At 66.9% G+C, this 17321-nt stretch carries 15 protein-coding genes; 7 read left to right on the plus strand and 8 right to left on the minus strand.

What is annotated here, in order from left to right; genetic code table 11:
• Positions 1-381: 381 nt before the first annotated feature.
• Positions 382-2277, minus strand: a complete 1896-nt coding sequence (locus ACO6D5_RS18390; protein ID WP_485826148.1) for an LTA synthase family protein — start codon at positions 2275-2277, stop codon at positions 382-384.
• A 229-nt stretch (positions 2278-2506) separates the two neighbouring features.
• Positions 2507-3235 carry an FCD domain-containing protein gene (locus ACO6D5_RS18395; protein ID WP_315845776.1) on the minus strand — a complete coding sequence of 243 codons (729 nt, stop codon included), beginning with the start codon at positions 3233-3235 and terminating at the stop codon, positions 2507-2509.
• Between the two features lie 129 nt (positions 3236-3364).
• Between ACO6D5_RS18395 and ACO6D5_RS18400 the strand changes: the two genes are divergently transcribed.
• From ACO6D5_RS18400 to ACO6D5_RS18420, 5 genes are all read left to right on the plus strand, one after another.
• A complete protein-coding gene (locus ACO6D5_RS18400; protein WP_485826149.1) occupies positions 3365-4204 on the plus strand; it encodes an NAD-dependent epimerase/dehydratase family protein in 840 nt (279 codons plus the stop codon).
• Positions 4205-4212: 8 nt separating this feature from the next.
• Positions 4213-5091, plus strand: coding sequence for an SMP-30/gluconolactonase/LRE family protein (locus ACO6D5_RS18405; RefSeq protein ID WP_485826150.1), 879 nt, complete (start codon positions 4213-4215; stop codon positions 5089-5091).
• A gap of 122 nt (positions 5092-5213) precedes the next feature.
• On the plus strand, positions 5214-6191 hold the full coding sequence (locus ACO6D5_RS18410; protein ID WP_485826151.1) for a TRAP transporter substrate-binding protein: 978 nt from the start codon (positions 5214-5216) through the stop codon (positions 6189-6191).
• Positions 6192-6198: 7 nt separating this feature from the next.
• The gene (locus tag ACO6D5_RS18415) at positions 6199-6762 is read left to right on the plus strand and encodes a TRAP transporter small permease (protein WP_315845772.1); all 564 of its coding nucleotides are present in this window, start codon (positions 6199-6201) and stop codon (positions 6760-6762) included.
• Positions 6753-8036 (plus strand): TRAP transporter large permease subunit, encoded by a 1284-nt coding sequence (locus ACO6D5_RS18420; protein WP_315845771.1) that lies wholly within the window; start codon positions 6753-6755, stop codon positions 8034-8036. The genes ACO6D5_RS18415 and ACO6D5_RS18420 overlap by 10 nt, the downstream gene beginning before the upstream one ends.
• Here the strand turns inward: ACO6D5_RS18420 and ACO6D5_RS18425 are convergent.
• From ACO6D5_RS18425 to ACO6D5_RS18445, 5 genes are all read right to left on the minus strand, one after another.
• Positions 7988-8779, minus strand: a complete 792-nt coding sequence (locus tag ACO6D5_RS18425; protein ID WP_485826152.1) for a phosphatase PAP2 family protein — start codon at positions 8777-8779, stop codon at positions 7988-7990. The genes ACO6D5_RS18420 and ACO6D5_RS18425 overlap by 49 nt on opposite strands.
• A 65-nt stretch (positions 8780-8844) precedes the next feature.
• Positions 8845-10206, minus strand: a complete 1362-nt coding sequence (locus ACO6D5_RS18430) for a sensor histidine kinase (RefSeq protein ID WP_485826153.1) — start codon at positions 10204-10206, stop codon at positions 8845-8847.
• A complete protein-coding gene (locus ACO6D5_RS18435) occupies positions 10203-10916 on the minus strand; it encodes a response regulator transcription factor (RefSeq protein ID WP_485826154.1) in 714 nt (237 codons plus the stop codon). The genes ACO6D5_RS18430 and ACO6D5_RS18435 overlap by 4 nt, the downstream gene beginning before the upstream one ends.
• 48 nt (positions 10917-10964) lie before the next feature.
• Entirely contained in the window at positions 10965-12380 is a 1416-nt protein-coding gene (locus ACO6D5_RS18440; RefSeq protein ID WP_485826155.1) for an FAD-binding oxidoreductase, read from the minus strand.
• Between the two features lie 107 nt (positions 12381-12487).
• Positions 12488-13120: a BPTD_3102 family carboxylase-like protein gene (locus tag ACO6D5_RS18445; protein WP_485826156.1), complete on the minus strand. Its 633-nt coding sequence runs from the start codon at positions 13118-13120 to the stop codon at positions 12488-12490.
• Positions 13121-13443: 323 nt separating this feature from the next.
• On the opposite strand from ACO6D5_RS18445, the gene ACO6D5_RS18450 reads away from it, so the two are divergent.
• Together ACO6D5_RS18450 and pgi are read left to right on the plus strand one after the other, a co-directional pair.
• A complete protein-coding gene (locus ACO6D5_RS18450) occupies positions 13444-14838 on the plus strand; it encodes a phosphomannomutase/phosphoglucomutase (RefSeq protein WP_485826157.1) in 1395 nt (464 codons plus the stop codon).
• A 7-nt stretch (positions 14839-14845) separates the two neighbouring features.
• Complete coding sequence (gene pgi, locus ACO6D5_RS18455) at positions 14846-16399, plus strand: glucose-6-phosphate isomerase (RefSeq protein WP_485826158.1); 1554 nt, start codon at positions 14846-14848, stop codon at positions 16397-16399.
• Between the two features lie 20 nt (positions 16400-16419).
• On the opposite strand, the gene ACO6D5_RS18460 is transcribed toward pgi, so the two are convergent.
• Positions 16420-17321 (minus strand): glycosyltransferase family 4 protein (locus tag ACO6D5_RS18460; protein WP_485826159.1); only part of this gene is annotated, 902 nt, incomplete at its 5' end.

Genomic DNA, 17321 nt, shown 5'->3' on the forward strand with positions numbered 1-17321 from the left:
CAACCCACACGCGAAGCGAAGCACGCCACGACGCAAGACGATGCGTAAGCTCCCAAAGGCCGCCCGCGCGGCCGGCCGGGAGCGGGCCCCGCAAGATCCTCCACCACCCCACCCCGTGGAGAAAGACCCTAAGCACACCGCCCTCCCCGGCAACCGAGAAATCGCTCTCAGCGCAGCCCGGCGGGTCGGCGGCCTGCGGGGCGCGGGGCGTCGATAAGCCCGAGGGAATCTGAAGGAACTGCCGCAGGCAGTGACGAAGATGACAAGGGGGAAGTCCGGAGCGAAGGCTCCGGACCGCAATCGTTGCCCCGCGCCCCGCAGGCCACCGACCCGCCGGGCGTCTCAAGAACTCAACCCCGGCCCCCCAAAAAAACACCCACATCAAGGCAACCGATACTTCCCCTCCCGATACACCCACGAAGCCCACAAAGCATGCGCCAACGCCTCATCAATCAACCCCGGATCCGCAGGCTCCACCGGCGCATAAACCTCGTCGCGCCCGACCGGCGCCGCTTCGTACCGGAACTCGCGCGGGTCCTTTGACGGCTCCAGCACCAGCAACTTGTCGCCCTGCAAATACCCGAAATTATCCGCGTACTGCATGATCGCCCGGTTCGGGTCACGTTGCGTCAAGTCCGCACCGAGCATCGGGTTCACGTTGTCCAACCCGATCAGCGACAACAGCGTCGGCGCCATGTCGATCTGGCTGACCAGCCGTTCGTCCTGGCGCGGCGCGATGCCGGCGCCGAGGATCAGGGCCGGGATCTGGAAATGGCGCACCGGCACAGGGATGGATCCGTAGACCCGTGAATCGTGGTCCGCGATCACCAAGAACACGGTGTTTTCCCAATACGGCGCCTTCTTGGCCTTCTCGAAGAACTGCCCCAGCGCCCAGTCCGCATAACGCACCGTGTTGTCCACCGTAGCGGGATCGCCTACGGGTTGGATGCGGCCTTCCGGATACTCCCACGGCGAATGGTTCGTCACCGAAAACGCCAGGGTGAAGACCGGCTTGTCGCCATCGGCGCGCAGCAGGCGGTCGACCTGGGCGAACATATCTTCGTCCGAGGCGCCCCAGGACCCTTCAAATACGGGGTTCACGAACTTCGGACGGTCCACCACTTCGTCGAAACCGTTACCCAGGAAGAACGCACGCATGTTGTCGAAGTGGGACTCGCCGCCGTACACGAAACGCGAGTGGTAACCGTGCTTGCCCAGCACTTGCGCCAAGGTGAAGAAACCGGTCTGCGATCGCGGCAACTTGACCACGGCATCCGCCACGCTGGGCAGGAAGCCCGCCGTCACCGCCTCGATGCCGCGCACCGAGCGGGTGCCCGTGGCGTAGGCGCGGTGGAACATCCAGCCTTCCTTGGACAAGCGGTCGATGTTGGGCGTCAGGTCGCGGCCGCCCAGGCTGCCCACGTACTGCGCGCCCAGGCTTTCCTGCAGGATGATCACGACGTTCAGCGGCTTGTCGCGGCGCACCGTGGCTTTCTGCTCGTGCAGGCTGGGATAGCGCGGGTCCAGCGGCGCGCCTGTCAGCCCCGCCTTCTCGCGCACGATGGCGTTCATCTGGTCCACCGGCATCTTGGGGTACATCGCTGCCGACGAACGCTCGTCGCGCATCCGGTAGGCGGCGTCGAACACGCTGTACAGCGAATTGAGGGCCAGCGCGTTGACCATGGCGTCCGAACTGAAGGCGACCTTTGCGGGATTGATCGGCCGATGCTCCAGCGTGCCGCGTGCGCCCAGCACGACTAGCGCCAGAATCACGAAGGATGCGATCGGCCGCTTCCACCACGCCATGAACGTATCGCGCGAGCGCGTCGGGAACAATTTGACGGCCAGCCACGCCGCCAGCACCAGCACCACGAAGGCGGCCAGCAGCACGCCCTTGTAGCCCTGCCACAGCATCGAACCCACTTCCTTCGGATTGAGCAGGTAGATGAAGTACAGGCGGTTCGGACGCGTGTCGTATTCGGCGATGAATTGCGGCGTGGAGACTTCCAGCAGCACATACAGCATCCACCAGATGCGGAACCACCACGCAGTGATGCGAACCGCCAATGGCCGGTGCCCGAACCAGGGCGAGAACACGGCCGGCAAGGCGATCACCATCGACAGCAGGCAGACGTCGATGCGCAATCCGCCGAACAGGACGGGCCACAAGCCGCCTGCCGCTTGCACGCGGTCCCACATCCAGAATGACAGTCCCAGACGCGACAGCGTCAGCATCACCAGGACGGCAACGATGAACCGGAGTGTCAGGCGGCGCATGCGGCGGCCCTCGCAAAGCGGCGCGAGTCCGCCTGTTCAGATGAAAAAATCCTGCTGGATGTGCCGAGAAAAGCCATGCCGCCTCGTTGACCTGAAATGAAAACGGGCAAAGGTTAACGCGGTTTGGCGAGCGTCGACAGCGAATATCGCTGCCCTCAAACGTTGTACGACATCATATTGCAGATGGCGGGACGCGTGTACGCGGCTTCGGCCCGCGTCCTGCCGCCCGCTATTGCGCGCGGCGCAGGCGTTCGCGGCTATTGCTCAGATGCGTGCGCATGGCGGCGCGGGCGCTTTCGGCATCCTGGCGCATGATGGCACTGTAGATGTCTTCGTGTTCCAGGTTCACGCGCGCCAGATAGGCCGCGCGGTCTTCGTGCGCGAACTTCGCCGAATTGATGCGGGTGCGAGGAATGATGGCCGAACCCAGGTGCGACATGAGGTCCGCGAAGTAGCGGTTGTCGGTGGATTGCGCCACGAGCAGATGGAACTGGAAATCCGGGGTGATCGTGTCGCCGCCGGTTTCCAGCGCGCTGCGAAAGAGATCCAGCGCGCGGCGCATTTCCTGCAACTGCGCGTCGCTGCGGCGAATGGCGGCCAGGCCGGCAGCCTCGCTTTCCAGGCAGATGCGCAATTCCAGCAGCACCAGCACGTCGCGCACCGTGGCGATGTCGGCGGGATCGACGCGAAAATCGCCGCCGCCGCTAGGTTCCAGCGCGTAGGTGCCGACGCCGTGATGCGTCTCTACCAGCCCCGACGCCTGCAGGCGCGACAGCGCCTCGCGCACGACAGTGCGGCTGACGCCGAACTGACGCATGATTTCGGATTCGGTGGGCAGCTTGTCGCCCGGGCGGATGTTGCCGCTTCGGATGCGTTCGGAGATGTTTTCAACCAGGCCCTGGGCCAGGTTCCGGGGACGACGCTGCGGCAAGACGGGGGTATCGACAGGAGCGTTCATCAGGGATTATCCGAAGGCGGTTGCGCAAAGCTTGACGCTGAAATTTGGCGCTCATTATACTTCGCTCAAGTTGTACGATAACGTACCAGATAAGTCCACTCCCCCGCGCCATCCACCGAGCATTGCGCCATGAGCCGAACTGTCAACAACACGCCTGCCTCGTTCCGCTGTCATCGCTTGTTGTTGACCGGCGCCGCCGGCAACCTCGGCCAAGTGCTGCGTCCCCGGTTAAAGGCCCATGCGGACGTGCTGCGCGTTTCCGACCTTGCCGAGGTGGGCCCGGCCGGCGCCGAGGAAGAAGCCCAGCCCTGCGACCTGGCCGACGCCGTCGCCGTGTCCCGGCTGGTGCAGGGGGTCGACGCGATCGTCCACCTGGGCGGCGTGTCGGTGGAGCGGCCGTTCGAAGAAATATTGCCCGCCAACATCCAGGGCGTCTACAACCTGTTCGAGGCCGCCCGCATCCACGGCGTGCGGCGCGTGGTGTTCGCCAGTTCGAACCACGTCATCGGGTTCTACGAGCAAGGCAAGCAGCTGGACGCGGACGTGCCCTTGCGCCCCGACGGCTATTACGGGCTGAGCAAGGCCTACGGCGAAAACCTGTCGCGCTTCTACTTCGACCGCTACGGCATCGAAACCGTATGTCTGCGCATCGGTTCGTCGTTTCCAGAGCCCAAGGACCGCCGCATGATGGTCACGTGGCTCAGCTACGACGACCTGACCGACCTCGTCACCCGTTCGCTGTTCACACCGGAGGTCGGCCACCTGATCGTCTATGGCGCGTCGGCCAATCGCGACCGCTGGTGGCGCGACGATGCCGCCCGGGTATTGGGGTTCGTCCCCAGGGATTCCTCTGAACGTTTCCGCGCGCAGGTCGAAGCGCAGGCCCCGTTGCCGGCCGATGATCCCGCCGCCCGCTATCAGGGCGGCGCATTCGTCAAGGCCGGCCCCTTTCCTTTTCCCGCCGAGTAACCGCTACCATGCCCGCCACCGCCGAACGTATCGGGAACATGTTGTGCGGCGTAGGAGAAAGCCCGGTCTGGCGCGCAGCCGATCAGGCGTACACCTGGACCGACATCCCCGGCAAGACCTTGTGGCGCTGGTCGCCGGCAAGCGGCGACATCGCGCAATGGGCGCTGCCGCAAATGGCCGGATGCCTTGCCATGCACGGCCCGGGCTGGCTGCTGGCGATGGAAGACGGCCTGTACGCCTGCGGCGCGCTGCAGCCCGGCGCTCCCTGTGAACCCCGGCTGTTGGCCGCCATCCCGCACGGGGCGCCCGGCATGCGCTTCAACGACGGCCGTTGCGACCGGCAGGGCCGTTTCCTGGCGGGCACGATGGTCATGGACATGAGCCTGGCGCAGCCCGCCGGCAAACTGTACCGGTACGACGCCCGAGGCGTCGCGGTGCTGCTGGACGATCTGATCGTGCCCAACGGCACGGCTTTCAGCCCGGACGGCAGGACGATGTACCTGTCGGACTCCCACCCCACGCGTGGCGTGGTCTGGGCGTTCGACTACGACATCGATACGGGCACGCCGTATAACCGCCGCCTCTTCATCGCCGCCTTGCCCGCCGGCCGCCCCGACGGCGCGGCGGTGGACACGGACGGCGGCTACTGGATCTGCGGCAACGACGCCGGCCGCATCTACCGCTACACGCCCGACGGCCGGCTGGACCGCACCCTCACTGTCCCTGCCGCCAAGATCGCGATGTGCGCCTTCGGCGGCACGGCCATGGACACCTTGCTCGTCACCTCGATCCGCCCCCCATCGGCCGCGCCCGGCTCCCTGGAAGGCGCGGTGTTCGCCCTGCGCCCCGGCGCGCAGGGGCTGGAGGAAACCGCAAGCGCCGGTTAGCACCCGATCGGGGCACGCGCTTCTTCGCCCCATGCCAGGTAGTAAGCAGGTCCGTACCTATCAAAGAGCTTCGAGGCCGTCCCGGCCCTTGACGAAACGCCATACTCCAACCGGAGGTAGACATGCTGCGCCCCACCCTGACCCGCGCCATTTTGGCGGCGGCTGCCTTGCTGACGCTGATTCCCGCCACCCACGCCGCCGAGCTGCGCTCCGCCGACATCCATCCCGACGACTATCCCACCGTGCTGGCCGTGCGCCAGTTCGGTGAACTGGTCAAGCAACGCACCAACGGCCGCATCACGGTCAAGGTGTACGCCGGCGGCGCGCTGGGCAACGAAGACGATTCGATCGAACAGGTCAAGCTGGGCGCCCTGGCCATGGCGCGCGTCTCCAGCGCCGCCATGCACAACATCTGCCAGACCACCCGCGTGCCGTCGCTGCCCTTCCTGTTCCGTTCCAAGGAACATCTGCACAAAGTGCTGGACAGCGACATCGGCGAACAGATCCTGCGCTCCTGCGAAGGCGCGGGCTTTGTGGGCCTGGCCTGGTACGACAGCGGCGCGCGGTCGATGTACACGCGCACCAAGCCGATCAAGACGCTGGCCGATGCGAAGGGACAGAAGATCCGCGTGCAGCAATCGGACCTGTCCGTCGCCATGGTCGAAGCCATGGGCGGCAACGCCACGCCGATGCCGATGGGCGAGGTCTACACGTCCCTGAAGACGGGACTCGTGGATGCGGCAGAAAACAATTTCCCCAGCTACGAAAGCGCGCATCACTATGAAGTCGCCAAGTACTACGCGATGACGGAACACACGATGACGCCCGAGATCCTGATCTTCTCCAAGCGCCAGTGGGACAAGCTGCCGCCGGAGGACCAGAAGATCCTGCGCGAGGCGGCGCGCGAATCCGTGCCCTTCATGCGCAAGCTGTGGGACGAACGCGAGCAGAAGTCGCGGTCCGTGGTCGAGCGCGCGGGTTCGCAGATCGTGGAGGTGGACAAGGCCTCGTTCCAGAACGCGATGAAGCCCGTATACGAGCGCTTCGTCACCACGCCCGACATGAAAGACCTGGTCGCGAAGATCCAGGCCGTCCAGTGAGGGCACCATGTTGGCCACACCCACGAATGAAACCGATGTCGTTGCGGGGGGCCGGGCGCAAGCCCTGGCTGCCCCGCTGGATGCCTACACCCGCGGCTGCGCGGCGCTGGCCCGGGCCTGCATGTGGACAAGCGTGTTCGGGCTGGTCTGCCTGATCGTCGCCGTCACCTTGCAGATCGTCGGCCGCCACGTGCTCAACAGCACGCCGACCTGGGCCGAAAGCCTGGCGCTCTTGCTGGTGCTGTACGTGACGATGCTGGGCGCCGCGGTCGGCGTGCGCGACGCGGGCCACATCGGCTTCGAGTCGCTGCTGGACGCGCTGCCCCCGGCCGGCCAACGCCGGCTGCGGATCTTCATCCATCTGCTGGTGCTGCTGTTCGGCGTGCTGATGGCATGGAACTGCGGCGTGCTGGCGGAATCCGTCGCGGCCTACAAGATCCCGAACCTGGGGATATCGAACGCCTGGAAATACATCCCAGCAACCCTGTCGGGCACCTTGATCGCGCTCTTCTCCATCGAGCACATCATCGCCATCCTGCGCAACCATAAGGTGGTGCCAGCATGGCGCTGACTCTGCTTTCATTTACGTTCATGGGATTCCTGGTGATCGGCGTGCCGGTGGCCTTCGCCATCGGCCTGTCGTCCATCACCGCCATCATGGTCGAGGACCTGCCGCTGGCGGTGGCGTTCCAGCAGATGACCTCCGGGATGAACGCGTTCTCGTTCCTGGCCATTCCCTTCTTCATCTTCACGGGCGAACTCATGCTCTATGGCGGCATTGCCGACCGCATCGTCGCGTTCGCCAAGTCGCTGGTCGGCCACGTGCGCGGGGGGCTGGGCATGTCCAACGTCGTGGCCTGCACGCTGTTCGGCGGCGTGTCGGGCTCGCCCGTGGCCGACGTGTCGGCGATGGGATCGGTGATGATCCCGATGATGAAGCGCGAGGGCTACCACGCGGACTACGCGGTGAACGTCACCACCCACGCCGCGCTCGTCGGCGCGCTCATGCCCACCAGCCACAACATCATCATCTACACGCTGGCCGCAGGCGGCAAGGTGTCGATCGCGGCGCTGATCGCGGCCGGCGTCGTGCCGGCGGTGATCCTGACCTTGTGCAATCTGGCGGCGGCCTATTTCGTGGCGCGCAGCCGGGGCTATCCGGCGGGCACCTTCCCGGGCTGGCACATCGTCTTGCGTTCGTTGGTCGCGGCGGCGCCGGGCTTGTTCGTGGTGGTGCTGATCATCACCGGCATCCTGAGCGGGGTGTTCACCGCGACGGAATCCGCAGCGGTGGCGGTGCTGTACGCGCTGGCGCTGACGGTCTTCGTCTACCGGTCGCTGACCTGGGACCAGTTCGTGCGGGCGGCCAGCAAGGCCGTCAAGACAACCGGCGTCGTGTTGCTGCTGATCGGCATTTCCGCCACCTTCGGCTACCTGATCAGCTTCTACGGCGTGGCGGAAAAAACGGGCGAGCTGATGGCGTCGGTGTCGACCAGCCCGTGGGCCATCTTCCTGATGGTCAACATCATCCTGTTCGTGCTGGGCACCTTCCTGGACATGGCCGCCACCATCCTGATCTGCACGCCGATCTTCCTGCCGATCTGCATGCAGTACGGCATGGGTCCGGTGCAGTTCGGGATCGTGATGCTGCTGAACTGCGCCTTGGGGCTGAACACGCCCCCGGTCGGGACGACGCAGTTCGTCGGCTGCGCGATCGGCGGGGTATCGGTAGGCACCGTCATGCGCACGATCTGGCCCTTCTACGGCGCCTTGCTGGCCGCGCTGGCGCTGGTGACCTATGTGCCGGCGTTTTCGCTGTGGCTGCCCGGCGTGCTGCTCAACTGATCGCGCGGGCCGTGGGACGGGCGCCCCTCGCGGTGCCGTCCCACGATCACCGGATAGAAGAACAGCGCGGCCAGGAACCACAGCAAGGCGGCCGACCAGAGCGTCTGGCTCAGGAAGTGGGCGCCCTGCAGAATGCGCACCACCGAAAACCCGACCCCGGCGGCCACGCCCACGGCCAGCCCCCACCAGCGCCAGGCGGGCCGGCCAAGCGCCCAGCCGGCGAAGTACAGGGTCAGCATCGAATAGCCCGCCCCCGCGTGGCCGCTGGGCATCGCCCCCCCGGAGCGCTCGCGCACCCAGGTCCACCAGTGCAGCGGATACGGCGTATAGCCGCCCAAGGTTTCCAGGTCATAAGGCCGCGGCAGGGTCGTGTAGTGCTTGAGCTGGTTCACCGCCAACTGCCCCATCAGGCACGTGGCCGCCAGGGCCAGCGCCGGCCCGCGCCACGGACGCCAGGCCGGGATGCGGAAGCTGGCCGCGACCACGCCGACGGCCGCCAGGGCGACGCCGATCGGCAGGGCCAGCACCATGCGGTGCCCCACCAGGTCCAACCAGCGGTTCACGTGCAACGGGAAATCATCCAGGGCCGGATCGAACAGCGCGCGGGCAATGCGCAGATCCATGCCAGAGGCATTGGCCCACCAGGCCAGGCAGGCAAGTATCAGCGTCACGCCGATCAGCTGACTGCAGAGGTACCAGACGGGCGTCGGCGCGCGCGCCGCAGGCAGCAAAGGGGACGACATGGGTCGATAGACCAGGGACGCATCGGACAAGCGCAGAGCTTAGTTCGCCGATAGTCGAAATTTCGTCAAATTCGACCCTGTTCCGCCGACGCGACACCGGCGGCGGGACCGGCGACGGTGGCATCGAACCGCAGGGAAAACCGCGTCCCCCGCAATCCCGGTTCACGGGACGACTCGACCGTCAGCGACCAGCCTTGCATGTCGCAGACACGCTTGGCGATCGCCAGCCCCAGGCCGCGGGCGGTTTCGTCGCGACCGCCTGCGTTGGAGTCCCGCATCCGTCCGCTGTAATACCGGCGGAACAGGAAGGGCAAATCGTCGGCGGCGATCCCCTTGCCGTCGTCGCTCAGTTCCAGCACGCCTTGCGCGCTGAACCGGGTCGTCAACGTCGCCGGGGCGGCGTGCTCCACCGCGTTGCGCACCAGGTTGCGCAGCACGGTCAGAAGCGCGTAGCGGTCCAGCGTCAGCACATGGCCGGGCGGGATCTGGTTGTCCAGGCGAAGTTCGGCCTGTCCCGCCTGGACCTCGTAGCCGCGCCAGGCGTCTTCCATGCACTCGGCGACGTCCACGGGCGCTGGCGGCAGCAGCTGGTCGCGCGCCATCGCCCGGGCGCTCTCCAGGCACACGATCACGTCGTCCACGTTATCCACCACCCGGGTCAGGCGCTGGCGCTGATCCGGCGTCAGCGCCTGGGTCAGCAACATCAGCTCGCTGTCGGAACGGATCGCCGCCAGGGGCGTGCGGACCTCGTGGCTGAGGTTGCCCGCGAACTCGCGCTCTCGGGCGATCGACCGGTCGACCTGGTTCTGCACCCGGTTGAAGGCCTCGATCAACCGGCCGGCCTCGTCGTCGCGGGTGACCGCCATGTCAGGCGAGCCCGGCGCCCAGGTCGCCAGGCGGTCGGTCAGGTCCAGCAGGGGCCCCACCGCCACCGCCGCCACCCGCCGCGAGAGCGCATAGGCGCCGATCACGCAAATGGCGCCCACCCCCAGCACGATCAGGCCGAAGTCGTGCACGCGCTCTTCGTTGTCGGTCGCGTCGTACAGCAGATAGACCTTGCCCCGGCCCGTTTCTGCCACCATGACGTGCCAGGTGTAGGCGCCCGGCTCGATCAGGTGCAGCCCGCTGTCCAGCCCCAGCACTTCGTCGGGGATGCCGGCCGGACGCTGGCCGTCCACGCTCATCCAGGCCCGCATGGAACCGCCCAGTTCACGGGCGCCCTGGCGCGGCATGAATTCGTCGCTGGCGCGTGCGTGCTGGACCAGCCGGTCCATTTCCGTGTTGAGGATGTCGTTGACCAGGTCGTCTTCCATCTGGTCAAAGGTCAGATAGGCCAGCAGCGCCAGCGCCGTGACAAACAGCGCGACCGTGCCCGTCAGCGCCCACACCACGCGCTGGGTCAAGGTGCCACTGGCCGCGCGTGTCATGGCGCGCCCCCGTCCGTGACGAGCCGCCAGCCGGTGCCATGCATGGTTTCGATGCCGTCGAAACCGGCATCGGCCAAGGCGCGGCGCAGCAGGTGGACCTGGCTGCGCAGCGCGTCGGAGGATGGCGGTTCGTTGCCCCACAACAGGGACTCCAGCTCTTCGCGCGCCACCACCCTGCCTGGATCGCGCATCAGCGCCTCCATGATCAGGCCGGCCTTGCGCGTCAGGTGCACGGGCGTGCCATTGACCGATACGCCGCGGCTGCGCGTGTCGTATTGCAGCGGGCCGAACTGGCGCACCGAATCCACCGTGGCCCCTTTGGCGCGCTGGACCAGGGCCAGCAGCCGGGCTTCGACTTCCAGCAAGGCAAAAGGCTTGGTCAGGTAGTCGTCCGCGCCGTGCGAGAAACCCGCCAGCTTGTCTTCGAGGCTGTCGCGCGCGGTCAGCATCAGCACCGGCACGGACACCCGCATGTCGTTGCGCAAGGCGTGCAGCACGGCATTGCCGTCCATGCCCGGCAAGCCGATGTCCAGGATCACGGCGTCGAAGCGCTGCGCTTTCACGCGTTCCAGCGCCGCGTGGCCCGTATAGGCCACGTCCGGCAGGAATCCGCGCGCCTCCAGGAAGGTGTACAGGTTGCCGGCGATGATGTGATCGTCTTCAACGATCAGGATCCGGTTATTCGCACCCGCCGCGGGGCTGACTACCATGGATGAAGCTCCCTGTTGGAAATGAGGACGTATCTGCGCCCGGGCGTCTCAGGTTTGCAGCACCTTGCCCGGGTTCATCAGGCCTTGCGGGTCCAGTGCGCGCTTGATCCGCCGCATCAACGCCAATTCGACGGCACTCTTGTAGCGCGGCAGTTCGTCGCGCTTGAGTTGCCCGACGCCATGCTCGGCGCTGATGGAGCCGCTGTGCGCATGCACGCTGTCATGCACCACGCCATAGATCTCGCTTTGCAGGGCCAGCAGTTCGGTCTCGGTCTGGCCGGGCGCGTTGGCCACGTTGTAATGCAGGTTGCCGTCGCCCAGATGGCCGAAGATCACATGCCGCACGCCGGGAAAGCGCGCCTGCAGCAAGGCGTTGGTCTTGTGCACGAAGCCCGCGATGGACGAAATGGGGATGGACACGTCATGCTTGACCGACTTGCCCAATTCGGCCTCGGCCAGCGGAATGCTCTCTCGCAGATGCCACAGCGCCTTGCTTTGCGCCACGTTGGCGGCGATCGCGGCATCGTTGACCAGGCCCGCATCGATGGCGTCGCCCAGCACGGCCTCGAAACGGTCCCGCGCATGCGCCTCGCTTTCGCTGTCGGACAGTTCAAGCAGCGCGAACCACGGCGATTCGGCGGAAGCGCCTTCAAAGGGCAGGCGCTGTTGCGGGAACAGGCGCACCACGGCCTGCAGGCAAGCGCCGCTCATGAGTTCGAAGCCGGTCAGCGCGGCGCCGAAGCCCGAACGTGCGCGCGCCAGCACATCCACCGCGTGGTCGATCGTATCCAGCGTCAACAGCGCGGTGCACGATGCCACCGGCCGCGGGAACAGCTTCAGCGTGGCGGCCGTGATGATGCCCAGCGTTCCCTCGCTGCCGATGTACAGGTCGCGCAAGTCATAGCCGGTGTTGTCCTTGCGCAAGCCGCGCAGGCCGTTCCAGATTTCGCCTTCGGCGGTCACCACTTCCAGGCCCAGCGTCAGGTCGCGCGTATTGCCGTAGCGCAGCACCTGGGTGCCGCCGGCGTTGGTGGCCAGGTTGCCGCCAATGGTGCAGCTGCCTTCGGCCGCAAGGCTGAGCGGAAACAGCCGGTCGGCCGCGGCGGCGGCCTCCTGGACGGCCTGCAGGATGCAGCCCGCCTCGACCGTGATGGTGTCGTTGGCGGTGTCCAGGTTGCGCACGGCGGTCAGGCGCGCCGTGGACAGCACCACGGCACGGCCGGAGTCGTCCGGGGTGGCGCCGCCGCACAAGCCGGTGTTGCCGCCTTGCGGCACCAGGGGCACGCCATGATGCATGCACAGTTTCACGGCGGCGGCGACTTCCTCGGTCGAGCCGGGGCGGATCACCGCCAGCGCCGCGCCGCGGTAGCGGCGGCGCCAGTCCTGCACATAAGAGTCAGCGTCCGCACCGGTCAATACGTGGGAGAACCCCAGCAGGGACTGTAGATCGCTCAGCAAAGTCATAGGCGCCGCACAAGAATGGCCTGGTATCGCCCAGGCTCAGGTCAAGGGATGTGCGGACATTGTAGGGGCGGAATCGCCACGGCCGAAGCGCCAGCAAAAGCGCCGGCCTAGCCGACCGCCTGATCCAGCCGCGTGCCGGTCAGCCCGGAGCAGTACGCCCGGGACGCGATGCGGCTCATCAGGAAAGCACGGTCGACGCCCGCCGGCCCCGGCATTTCGGACAGCGCGCGGTAGGCCCGGCGCAAGGCTTCGCCACGCGTCGCGCCGCACACCAGCAGTCGGGTGCAAGGCAGGCGGCGGTCCACGCAGCCATCGATGCGCATTTCCAGCGCATGGGCGGCGTCAGGGTCGTGGCCGGCCACGGGCGCACCCGTGGCATTGGGTTGCGCCTGTGCATCCGTCACCCGGAATACGCCGCTGCGGTCGTCCAGCGAAAAGGCCACCGTACCCATCCCCTCCCAACCGCGGTCGCGGGCGACATCGGCGGCGATAAGGCGCAGCGCGGCTTCGACGGAAGCCGGCAGGTGCGGCGCCGGACACTCGGCGATCAACACGCGGGCTTCGCGCCAGACGCAGCGCTCCCAGGCGCGGCCGGTGGCCAGTTCGCCGGTGTCAGAGACGAAAACATGGATATCAAGCCGGCGCTCGCGGCCTGCGGCCGGCCCGGCGTAGTCCGTGGGGGGGCCTCGCCTGCTGGTGGCTCCCCTCGACGTCATGACAGTAGAAACTTTGGCACCCATGGCCCCTCCCGGTCTTTCTGCTTGCATAGCAAGCGTATCACCTTCGGATGACGAGCAATTTCCATGCCACGCGGCGCCCCCGCCGAAGACGCTTCAGACCGCCTCCGCGGTCGCACCGGATCAAGGCGGCCGCCACCCGCCGTGCACCAAATCAGGGCGCCCGCCAACCCTTAAGACGCCCTACGCCGCCCGCCGGATGAGGCACACCCGGCCAATGGAGGATAATTCCACCTTGACCCTCTTCTCAGGCGGGTTTTGATGTGCGGGTATACCATGACACCCCGTCAAAATCCCCGTTGCAACCCTCTTATCAAGGAATCGTCGTGGGCAATAACAAGTCGCAGTTTCCCGCCTCGGTCTTCAAGGCCTATGACATTCGCGGCACCGTGCCGGACCTGATCGACGCCTCGTTCGCCCGCGCCTTGGGCGTGGCCCTGGCCGCCCGCGCGCGCGAAGCGGGCGTGCAGACGCTGGTGGTCGGCCGGGATGGCCGGCTGAGCAGCGAAATGCTCTCGACGGCGTTGCAGGAGGGCATGCTGGAAGGCGGCGTGGACACCTTGGACATCGGCATGGTCCCGACCCCCCTGGTCTATTTCGCCACCCATATCATGCAGTGCGGCTCCGGCGTGGCCATCACGGGCAGCCACAACCCGCCCAAGTACAACGGGTTCAAGATGATGATGGGCGGACGCGCCCTGTACGGCGACGACGTGCAGGCGCTGGGCGCAGCCATGAACGGCCCCAGCCCGGCGCCCGCCGAGCGCGCCGGTGTCCGTCGCCAACTGGATTTGATCGCCTCCTACATCGCGCGCGTGGCGTCCGGCGTCAAGCTGGCCCGCCCCATGAAGATCGCGATCGACTGCGGCAACGGCGTCGCCGGCGCGGTCGCGCCCCAATTGTTCCGGGCGCTGGGCTGCGAGGTCACGGAACTGTTCTGCGAGGTCGACGGCACCTTCCCCAATCACCACCCTGACCCGGCCGAACCCAAGAACCTGCAGGACCTGATCAAGTGCGTGGCGCAAACCGACTGCGAACTGGGACTGGCCTTCGACGGCGACGGCGACCGCCTGGGCGTGGTCACGAAATCGGGCCAGATCATTTGGCCTGACCGCCAACTGGTGCTCTTCGCCCGCGACGTGCTGGACCGCAACCCCGGCGCCACCATCATCTACGACGTCAAGTGCAGCCGCCATGTCGGCCTGTCCGTCGAAGCCGCGGGCGGCGTGCCGCTGATGTGGAAGACCGGCCACTCGCTCGTCAAGGCCAAGCTGGCTGAAACCGGCGCGCCGCTGGCCGGTGAAATGAGCGGCCACATCTTCTTCAAGGAACGCTGGTACGGCTTTGACGACGGTCTGTACACCGGCGCCCGCCTGCTGGAGATCGTGTCGCGCTTCGCCGATGCGTGCGCGCCGCTGGAAGCCCTGCCGCAAGACGTGTCCACGCCCGAACTGAAGCTGGAGATGGAAGAGGGCCAGCCTTTCACCCTGGTCAAGGCGTTGCAGGACCAAGGCCAATTCCCCGACGCCCGCCGCGTGATCACCATCGACGGCGTGCGCGCCGAGTACGCCGACGGCTTCGGCCTGGCGCGCCCCTCCAACACCACGCCCGTCGTAGTGTTGCGTTTCGAAGCGCAGAATGCCGCAGCGCTGGAACGCATCCAGGCCGATTTCCGCCGCGAACTGGGCAAGCTCGCACCAGAAGCCAAACTGCCTTTCTGATCCGCCCATGTCACTTCCCAACAGTCCAGCCTGGCAACAATTCACCGCAGCGGCCAACGCCGCATCGCGGCACGGTGAGCAACTGCGGCTGATCAATGCCCCGGGCCTGCGCCTGGACTTGAGTTCCCAAGCCCATTCGCCCGCCTTGCAGGACGCGTCGGCGGCGTTGCTGGCGCAGCAGGGCTTTGATGCGGCCCGCGCCATGCTGTTCGACGGCGGCGACGCCAACTGGACCGAAGGGCGCGCCGCCTGGCACACGGCGCTGCGCGCGCCGCAGCCGCCCGCCGCGGTCGCCGGCGCGGTGTTGGCCGAACGCGAACGCCTGCGCGAATTCGTGCGCGAAGCCGACAAGGCGGACCGCTACGGCTACGTGCTGCACCTGGGCATCGGCGGCAGCGACTGGGGACCGCGTCTGGTGACGCGCGCCTTGCGGCATGGCGGCGCCAAGCGGGAAGTGCGCTTTGCCTCCAACGTGGATTCTCACTCCGTCGCCGACGCCATGAGCCGGCTGGATCCGCACGACACGCTGGTCATCGTCGCTTCGAAATCCTTCACCACGACCGAGCCGCTGGCCAACGCCGAAGTCGCGATGAACTGGCTGCGCGAAGCCGGCGTGGCCGATCCCATCAAGCAGGTCGTGGCGATCACCGCCAATGTCGAAGCTGCGCTGAACCTGGGCATCTTGCCCGACCACATTTTCCAGATCTGGGATTGGGTCGGCGGCCGGTACTCGCTCTGGTCGGCGATCGGCCTGCCGATCGCGCTGGCGCTGGGCACGGACGCGTTCGACCAGTTGCTGGCGGGCGCGGCGGCCATGGACGAGCATTTCCGCACGGCGCCGATCGCGGAGAACGCGCCGGTGCAGCTGGCGTTGTCAGGCGTCGTCAACCGCAGCGTGCTGGGGTATGACTCGCTGGTGATCGCGCCCTACGACTCTCGGCTGTACCACATCGTGCCATGGGCGCAGCAGCTGGAGATGGAGTCGCTGGGCAAAGTCGCCACCGCTGACGGCAGCCCGGCGGGCGTGCCGACCGGCGCCGCGATCTGGGGCATGTCAGGCACCGACTGCCAGCACACGTTCTTCCAATGGCTGCACCAGGACACCATGGGCGCCCCCGTGGACTTCATCCTGTGCGAACAGCCCGACCACGCCTATGCGCGCCACCACGAATTGCTGATCGCCAATTGCCTGGCGCAGCGGTCTGCGCTCTTGCGCGGCAAATCGTTTGAAGAGGCGCTGGCGGAAACCTCCGCCACCGAACACGATCCGGCCCGCGCGCGCGTGTTGGCGCAGCACCGCGTGCACCCGGGCGGGCGCCCATCATCGCTGATCGTGCTACCGCGCCTGGAGGCCTATACGCTGGGCGCGCTGCTGGCGCTCTACGAGCACAAGGTGTTCGTGCAGGGCGTGATCTGGGGCATCAATCCGTTCGACCAATGGGGCGTGGAGTTCGGCAAGGTGCTGGCCAAGAACATCATGCGCGAGCTGGATTCCCCGCAAACCAGCCAGCAGGATCCTTCCACCCGCTTCTGGATCGACGCGATCGCGCGTCGCCACTAGTCCGGCACGGCTGGGCGCCGTCAGGCGCTCAGCGCGTCGTACAGAGCGACGTGGATGCTGGCGACCCGTTCGATATTGAACTCGCGTTCGGCCAGCGCCCTTCCCGCCAAGCCCATGGCCTGCCGCAGCGCCGGATCTTCCGCCAGACGGGCGATCGCGTCGGCCAGGGCCTGCGCATCGCGCACCGGTACCAGCAAACCGGTTTCACCGGCCTCGATCGCATCCCGGCAACCCGGCACATCGGTCGTCACGACCGCGCGCGCGCACGCGGCGGCTTCGATCAGCGACTTGGGCAGGCCTTCCCGGTACGACGGCAAGACGGCAATGTGAGAGGCGGCGTAGAGCGCCGCCACATCCGAACGCTCGCCCAGCGCCTGGACCGCTCCGTCGCGTTGCCAGGCGTCGACCTCGCTCTGCGTCGCCGACGCGGGGTTGCCCGAATCCACCCCGCCCACCAATTGCATCGTCACCGGCAAGCCGCGCTGGCGCAGGAGGCCCGCGGCCTGCACGAACTCCTGCACGCCCTTGTCGCGCAGCAGGCGAGCCACCATCGTGACCACGACCGGCGGCGCCGGCGGCTCGGGCAAGGCGCGATAGGCATCCAGGTCCACACCCGCGCCGCGGATCATGACAACCTGAGCGTCGCGCACGGCGCCCAGCGATTTGAGCAGGTCGCGGTCGTTGGCGTTCTGGAAGATCACACGGCTGTTCGGATGGCCCAGTGCGATCCGGTACAGCCTGGCCACCACGGAACGCACCAGCCGCATCTTCAGCGAATTGGACAGGAACACGAAGCCCAGTCCTGAAATGGCGGCCACCATGCCGCGCACGCGGGCCAGGCGCGCGGCAATGCCGCCGTAGAGCACGGGCTTGATGGTGACCAGGTGCACCACATCGGGCCGCACGCGGCGGAACAGGCGCA

Source organism: Achromobacter sp. (assembly GCF_057314935.1).